Annotated in this window: 7 protein-coding genes; 2 read left to right on the top strand and 5 right to left on the bottom strand. The window is 72.0% G+C overall.

Annotated elements, in window-relative coordinates:
• Positions 1-123: 123 nt before the first annotated feature.
• Genes AC3EUJ_RS34760 through AC3EUJ_RS34740 form a run of 5 tightly spaced genes read right to left on the bottom strand, consistent with a single transcriptional unit; the run spans position 124 to position 5555 of the window.
• Positions 124-1434 carry a DUF58 domain-containing protein gene (locus AC3EUJ_RS34760; protein ID WP_431968611.1) on the bottom strand — a complete coding sequence of 437 codons (1311 nt, stop codon included), beginning with the start codon at positions 1432-1434 and terminating at the stop codon, positions 124-126.
• A 17-nt stretch (positions 1435-1451) separates the two neighbouring features.
• Positions 1452-2420, bottom strand: coding sequence for an AAA family ATPase (locus tag AC3EUJ_RS34755; protein WP_431968609.1), 969 nt, complete (start codon positions 2418-2420; stop codon positions 1452-1454).
• Positions 2417-3643, bottom strand: coding sequence for a DUF4350 domain-containing protein (locus tag AC3EUJ_RS34750; protein ID WP_431968607.1), 1227 nt, complete (start codon positions 3641-3643; stop codon positions 2417-2419). Before AC3EUJ_RS34750 ends, AC3EUJ_RS34755 begins: the two co-directional genes overlap by 4 nt.
• On the bottom strand, positions 3640-4305 hold the full coding sequence (locus AC3EUJ_RS34745; RefSeq protein WP_431968605.1) for a DUF4129 domain-containing protein: 666 nt from the start codon (positions 4303-4305) through the stop codon (positions 3640-3642). Before AC3EUJ_RS34745 ends, AC3EUJ_RS34750 begins: the two co-directional genes overlap by 4 nt.
• Positions 4305-5555: a DUF7847 domain-containing protein gene (locus AC3EUJ_RS34740; protein WP_431968603.1), complete on the bottom strand. Its 1251-nt coding sequence runs from the start codon at positions 5553-5555 to the stop codon at positions 4305-4307. The genes AC3EUJ_RS34745 and AC3EUJ_RS34740 overlap by 1 nt, the downstream gene beginning before the upstream one ends.
• Positions 5556-5697: 142 nt before the next feature.
• Between AC3EUJ_RS34740 and mtnA the strand changes: the two genes are divergently transcribed.
• Positions 5698-6834 (top strand): S-methyl-5-thioribose-1-phosphate isomerase, encoded by a 1137-nt coding sequence (mtnA, locus tag AC3EUJ_RS34735; RefSeq protein WP_431968601.1) that lies wholly within the window; start codon positions 5698-5700, stop codon positions 6832-6834.
• Positions 6831-7520: a two-component system response regulator MtrA gene (gene mtrA, locus AC3EUJ_RS34730; protein WP_078620260.1), complete on the top strand. Its 690-nt coding sequence runs from the start codon at positions 6831-6833 to the stop codon at positions 7518-7520. Before mtnA ends, mtrA begins: the two co-directional genes overlap by 4 nt.
• Positions 7521-7532: the final 12 nt, after the last annotated feature.

Below are 7532 nucleotides of genomic sequence, written 5' to 3'. Positions count from 1 at the left end.
GCCCCGGCTCCCGAGTTCAATGACTCGGGAGCCGGGGCTTTTTTGTGTTGTCCCCACGGCGCCCATCAGACAGGACGGGTACCCGCCGGACCGGCCGGCCGTAGTGCCCTTGCCGCCGTCCTTCTACAGCCGGCCAGCGGCCTTGAGGGCGAGGTAGGCGTCCGCCAACGCGGGGGCGATGTCGGAGGGCGGAGCGTCGACGACGGTGATGTTGTGCCGGGAAAGACGCTGGGCGACGCGGCGGCGTTCAGCCCGGGCCTGCTCGGCGGCCGCGGCCCCGTAAACCGCGTCGACGCTGCCACGGCTCCGGGTCAGTTCTTCGATGCGGGGGTCCGCCACGGAGGCGATGAGGACCTCGTGGCGGTGGGTGAGCTGAGGGAGGACGGGCAGCAGGCCTTCTTCCATCGGCGCGGCGTCGAGCCCGGTGAGGAGGACGACGAGCGAGCGCTGTGTGGCCCGTTGAAGGACCGTGGCGACCAAACCGCGGGCGTCGGACTCGACGAGTTCGGCCTCGAGCGGTGCCATGGCGTTGACCAGGGCGGGGAGCATGTCCCGGGCGGCCCGGCCCTGCACGGAGGCGCGTACGCGGCGGTCGTAGGCCAGGAGGTCGACGCGGTCACCGGCTCGGCCCGCGAGGACGGCCAGCAGCAATGCGGCGTCCATGGCGGCGTCGAGGCGTGGGGCGTCGCCTACGCGTCCTGCGGCGGTGCGGCCGGTGTCGAGGACGACGAGGATGTGGCGGTCGCGTTCGGGGCGCCAGGTACGCACTGCGACGGTCGCCCGGCGTGCGGTGGCCCGCCAGTCGATGGAGCGGGTGTCGTCGCCGGGGATGTACTCGCGGAGCGAGTCGAACTCGGTGCCCTGGCCCCGGATGAGTACGGATGTCCGTCCGTCGAGCTCGCGGAGGCGTGCCAAGCGCGACGGCAGGTGCTTGCGGCTGTGGAAGGGCGGGAGGACCCGGACTGTCCAGGGGACGCGGTGGGAGCCCTGTCGGGCCGCCAGGCCGAGGGGCCCGTAGGAGCGGACGGTGACACGTTCGGCGTGCCGGTCGCCGCGGCGGGTGGGATGCAGGGTGGTGGTGACGCGGCGGCGTTCGGCGGGCGGGACGGTCAGCCGGTGACGGGACGCGGTGACCTCGGTACCGGCGGACCAGCTGCTGGGTGGCCACGCGTCGCGGAGGTGGGCACGCAGCGGGCGCCGGCCGGGGTTGGTCACCGTGAGTACGACTGCCGCCGTTTCACCGAACCGAACTGATGTTTCGCCGGATCGGGTGAAATGGAGCTTTCGTACTGGCGCGGCGAGCGCCACGTCGCACAGAATTCCGAACAGAAGGATGCCTTCGACGAGGAGGATGCCGTTCCAGCCGGGGAGCAGCAGACCGACGGCGAGGGCGCCGAGGGCGGCCAGCAGAGCGGTACGTCCGGTGAGTGCCATGGTCGGTCGTGGCCCTCTCAGCGCGGTACGGGGACGCGGGCAAGGACCGAGGTGATCACCGAATCTGGTGTGGTGCCTTCCATCTCGGCTTCGGGCCGCAACTGGATGCGGTGCCGGAGCGTGGGGAGGGCGAGGGCCTTGACATCGTCGGGGATGACGTAGTCACGGCCGGTCAGCCAGGCCCAGGCACGGGCGGTGGCGAGCAGGGCGGTGGCTCCCCGGGGGGAGACGCCGAGGGTCAGAGAGGGGGATTCACGGGTGGCTCGGCAGATATCGACGATGTAAGCGGTGATGTCGGCGGAGACGGACGTCTTGGCGACGGCGGCCCGGGCGGCGTCGAGGTCGGCAGGGCCGGCGACCGGTCGCAGACCAGCGGAGTCCAGGTCCCGGGGGTTGAAGCCGTCGGCGTGGCGGGTGAGGACGTCGATCTCGGTCTCGCGCGAGGGCAGCGGCAGGATCAGCTTCAGGAGGAAGCGATCCAACTGGGCCTCGGGAAGCGGATAGGTGCCCTCGTACTCGACCGGGTTCTGCGTCGCCGCGACGAGGAACGGCTCGGGCAGCGGCCGCGGGATGCCGTCGACGGACACCTGGCGCTCCTCCATGGCCTCCAGGAGGGACGCCTGGGTCTTGGGCGGAGTGCGGTTGATCTCGTCGGCGAGCAGCAGGTTGGTGAAGACGGGGCCCGCCTGAAAGGAGAATTCGGCGGTGCGGGCGTCGTAGACGAGGGAGCCGGTGATGTCGCCGGGCATCAGATCGGGGGTGAACTGGACCCGCTTGGTCTCCAACTGGAGGGAGGCGGCCAGGGCGCGTACGAGAAGGGTCTTGGCGACCCCGGGGACCCCTTCGAGGAGGACGTGACCCCTGCAGAGCAGGGCCACGACCAGGCCGGTGACGGCGGGGTCCTGGCCGACGACGGCCTTGGCGATTTCGGCGCGCAGGGCCTCCAGGGAGGCACGGGCGCTGTCGGCGGTCGGGGCGGCGCTCACGGGGTTGCTTTCCTCTCGTTGAGAAGGACGCGGCGTTCCAGTGCGTCGAGATCGTCGGCGAGACGCAGCAAGGCCGCGTCATCGGGGGGAGGCGGGCCGTGGAGCAGGCTGTGCGAGTCGACGGCGGCGTCGTCAAGGTGGGCGGCCACCGCGGCGGGCAGGACGGTCGCGTCGTGGGCCTGGGCCGGAGGGACGCCGACCAGCGGGGCCAGCCGGTCGCGTGCGGCGGTGCGCAACACCTCCGCGGCGCGGTCGCGGGCCCGCCCGTGGCGGTAGAGGCGGGCACGCCCCTCCGTGGCCTCCGCGGCACGGACGGTGGCAGGCAACCGCTCGGCGACGACGGGGCCGAGGCGGCGGGCGCGCCAGAGGGCCGCGAGGGCGGCGGCGATGAACAGCTGGAGGACGGCCCAGGTCCAGCCGTCGGGGATCAGGTCGAGGAAGCTCTGCCGACCGCCGTCGAAGGCGGAGGCGTCGGCGAGGGAAGGGAGGTACCAGACGAGCTTCGGGCGGGTGCCGAGGATCTGCAGGGCGAGCGAGGCGTTGCCCTGCTCGGCGAGGTTCTCGTTCTGCAGGAGTGCGCGGGTGCCGAGGATGACGGTGTCGCCGCCGTTGGCCGCGGGGATGCGCAGCAGGGTGAAGTCACCCGGGGCGTCGGGATAGCAGCGGTCTGCGTCCCGCGAGGACGTCTGGTAGCCGCCGCCTCCCATCTCGGCGGAGCCGGCGGTGCGGGCTGCGGACAGCCCACACCCGGGTTCCAGCACGCGCACGGGGACGGGCCCTGTGTACTGGATGCCCGGGGCGAGCCGTCCGATGGAGGGCTTGCCGGGGGCGAGGAGGATGACGCGGCCGCCCGAGCGGTCCATCACCTCGCCCACCGCGTCCTGCTGACGCCTCGTCAACAGGTCGGGCACGGTGACGAGGAGCGTGGTATCGGGTCCGGCGGCGGCCACGGCCTCGTCGGTGGTGGTGACGACCGTGGTGGTCACACCTTGGTCGTGGAGGAGTTGAGCGACGGCCCGGCTGCCGGACGGGTCGGGAGAGCGGGGGTCGAGTGCGTCATGGTTCTCACCGGAACGCGCGGCGGCGTAGAGGACGCCGAAGACGATCAGGAGGAGGAACGCCGCGAGCAGGGCGCGCGAGCGGGTCCACAGCTGGCCTGCGGTCGGGGAGACCGACGTCGTGGCCGGGGCGGGCGCCGGTGCCGGGGACAGGGTGTCGGTCACGGGCGCGAGCCTCCGGCGGCCCCTGCGCCGCTCTCGGCCAAGCGGGGCTTGGCGCGCTGCACTTCGGTGTCGAGTTCGCAAAGGGCGGCGTAGGCGTCCGGGGTGCCCTGGTGGTCCCCGTAGGTGACGTCGTCGAAGGTGCGGGCCGCGTGCGCGAGGCGGGCGGCGTGGTCGGGGAGGGGGCGGCCCGCCTCGGCGGCGGCCTCGTCCGCGGTCCGGCCGGGGCGCGGGTCGAGCAGGGCCCGTTCCTCCAGGGAGCGCACGATCGCGCGCATCCGTTCCTGGACGGCCTCGCTCCACCTGCCGTGGTGTGCGTGTTCCTCGGCGGCGGCCCGGTGCTCGGCGGCGGTCCTCGGGACGTCGGCGAACAGTTTCGTGCCGGCGGTGGATTGCCCGCGCAGCCTCCCGAGCCGCAACCGCAGGCCGACGGCCAGCAGCACGACCACGATGATGATCGTCACCAGGCCGACGCCGCCTCCGGGGGTGACCCCGGAGGCGGTGTCCATCAGGTGGGCGATCTTCTCCCAGAGCCAGTTCAGGGCACGTGCGAGCAGGCCTGGGTCGTCGCGGTGGTAGATCCCCTTGGACAGTTCGTCCTCGGCCGCCTCACGGGCGGGGCCGCGGGGAATGGTGACCGGTACGTCCTCCCCCGACACCGGCATCAGCCCCCGGCGGCCGCGCTGTTGCCGGGTTCGCCGCTCCCGCCGAGGGCGTCGGCGTGGCCGGGGACACCAGCTGCGCGGGCGAGTTCGATGTCGAGGGCCTCACGGCGGATCCGCTGATCCATGTAGAGCAGGGCGGTAACGCCGGCCTGGATGGGGAAGGTGATGGTGGATCCGATGACGGCACCGATCCCGATGACGATCAGATATGTCCAGCCGAGACCCGCCTGGTTGCCCGAGGCGAAGGCGGAGAGGCCGTCGCTTCCGGCGAGGATGCCCACCACCACGAAGGGAATCTGGATGATCGACGAGACGATGTAGACGAGGATCATGGTGAGCAACTGGATGCCCAGAATGCGCCACCACGAGCCGCGGACCAGCTTCACCGACCGGGCCATCGACTTCAGGACGCCCTGCTTCTCCAACATGAGGGCAGGCGAGGAGAGGCTGAAGCGGATCATCAGCCAGACAACCACGCCGAGGGCGACCACGCCGCCGAAGAAGGCCAGGCCGACACCCGCGGGGGCGGAGCCGGCGGCCGCGACGATGATGCCGGGGACGATGCCGACAGCGAAGATCGCGGCGCCGATCAGAGTGAGCAGCAGCGTCAGCCCGAACAAGCGCGGCAGTTGGCGGCGGGCGTCGGACCACGCCTCGGCCAGGGTCACCTCGCGGCCGAGGACGGCCCGGCTGATGACCATGGTGAGCATCGCCGTGGCGATCACCACCCCGAGCAGGGTGACGACCAGGGCGAGCCCTCCGGCGGCCAGCGTGCCGCCGACGGCGTTCATGACGTCGCTGAACGAGGGGTCGGCCCGGCCGTCCAGCGAGTTGAGCGTCCCGCTGTCGTCGAGCATGAACCCCTGGAGCAGCAGCATGGCGCCTTGCGTCAGCAGCGAGACCGCGAAGGAGATGGTGAGCACGGTGCGCCAGTGCGCGCGCATCGTGGAGACCGCGCCGTCGAGGATCTCGCCGATGCCCAGCGGCCGCAGCGGGATGACACCGGGCTTCGGCGACGGCGGGGCACCCCAATGGGGCTGCTGCCAGCCGGGCGACGGGTTGCCCCAGACCGGGCCGGTGGGCGACGGAGGGACGCCCCAGCCGCCGGCGGTCTTCCACTGGCCGGCGGGGGGCTGCTGCTGGGACCAGTTCTGCGGCGTAGCGTCCTGCGGCGCACCGGGGCCGTCGGCGCGGCCCGGTTCGCCGGAGGGTGAGGATCCGGGCGAGGCCCAGCCCGGAGAGTCGTTCATCGTCGCTCCTTCGCTCTGCGCTACCTACTGGTCCAACGGCGGGACGCTGGCCATCGTGCCATGGGCGAGGCGGGCGTGTACCTGCGGATGCGGAGTGCCGCAACCGTTCAAAACGTGCTGCCGTACACGGCACACTGAGCAGATGGGTGATCAGTACGTGGTAACTCTGGCCAATGATTCCAAGGGCAACCCTGAGGAGCCCCTGCCGGTGCTGCGCTGGGAGGAGCCGCCGGAGGGCCCCGTCCTCGTCCTCCTCGACCAGACCCGGTTGCCCGCCGAGGAGGTCGAACTGGTCTGCACCGACGTGCCCGCCCTGGTCGAGGCCATCCGCGGCCTCGCCGTGCGCGGCGCCCCGCTGCTCGGCATAGCCGGCGCGTACGGCGTGGCCCTCGCCGCCGTCCGCGGTTACGACGTGGACGAGGCGGCCGAATCCCTCGCCCACGCCCGGCCCACCGCCGTCAACCTGGCCTACGGCGTCCGGCGGGCCCTCGCCGCCTACCGGGCCGCCCTCACCGGCGCTGCCGGCGGCGACCCCGAACGCGCCGCGGCGGCTGCACTGGCCGAGGCCCGCAGCCTCCACGCCGAGGACAAGGAGGCCAGCGCCGCCATGGCTCGCCACGGCCTCCAGCTGCTCACCGAACTCCTCCCCGGCGGCGGCTACCAGATCCTGACCCACTGCAACACCGGCGCCCTCGTCTCCGGTGGCGAGGGCACCGCGTTCGCCGTCGCCCTCGCCGCGCACCGCCAGGGCCGGCTGCGCCGCCTGTGGGTCGACGAGACCCGCCCCCTGCTCCAGGGCGCCCGCCTCACCGCCTACGAGGCCGCCCGCTCCGGCATGGCGTACACCCTGCTCACCGACAACGCCGCCGGCTCACTCTTCGCCGCCGGCAACGTCCACGCCGTCCTCATCGGCGCCGACCGCATCGCCGCGGACGGCTCCGTCGCCAACAAGGTCGGCAGCTACCCACTCGCCGTGCTCGCCCGGTACCACAACGTGCCCTTCATCGTCGTCGCCCCCACCACCACCGTCGACCAGAGCACCGCCGACGGTTCGGCCATCGAGATCGAGCAGCGCGCCGGGCACGAGGTCACCGAATCGGCCGGAAACCCGGTGGCGCCGCTCGGTACCCAGGCGTACAACCCTGCGTTCGACATCACACCCGCGGGTCTGATAACGGCAATAGTCACTGAAAACGGCGTGGTTTCGCCGGTCACAGCCGATGCCCTGGCGGCTTTGTGCCCGCATCGTGCTCCAGGTCACGATCAGGTAATGGGATGATGGTCGCTATGAAGGGACGCGTCCTGGTCGTCGACGACGACACCGCACTGGCAGAGATGCTCGGCATCGTGCTGCGCGGAGAGGGTTTTGAGCCGTCGTTCGTGGCCGACGGTGACAAGGCCCTCGCCGCCTTCCGGGAGACCAAGCCTGATCTGGTCCTCCTCGACCTCATGCTCCCCGGACGGGACGGCATCGACGTATGCCGCCAGATCCGGGCCGAGTCCGGGGTCCCCATCGTCATGCTCACCGCGAAGAGCGACACCGTCGACGTCGTCGTGGGCCTGGAGTCCGGCGCCGACGACTACGTCATCAAGCCGTTCAAGCCCAAGGAGCTCGTCGCCCGCGTGCGGGCCCGGCTGCGCAGGGCCGAAGAGCCCACGCCCGAGCAGCTCACCATCGGTGACCTCGTCATCGACGTGGCGGGCCACTCCGTGAAGCGGGACGGCCAGCCCATCGCGCTGACCCCCCTCGAGTTCGACCTGCTGGTCGCGCTCGCCCGCAAGCCCTGGCAGGTCTTCACCCGCGAGGTGCTGCTCGAACAGGTCTGGGGTTACCGGCATGCCGCCGACACCCGCCTGGTCAACGTGCACGTCCAGCGGCTGCGCTCCAAGGTCGAACGGGACCCCGAGCGTCCCGAGATCGTGGTGACCGTCCGAGGCGTCGGCTACAAGGCCGGACCGGGCTGACGTGGTCGGCGC

Source organism: Actinacidiphila sp. bgisy160 (assembly GCF_057707815.1).
Note: the sequence above shows the minus strand (reverse complement) of the source record. Positions and strands in the feature narration are given on the sequence as shown.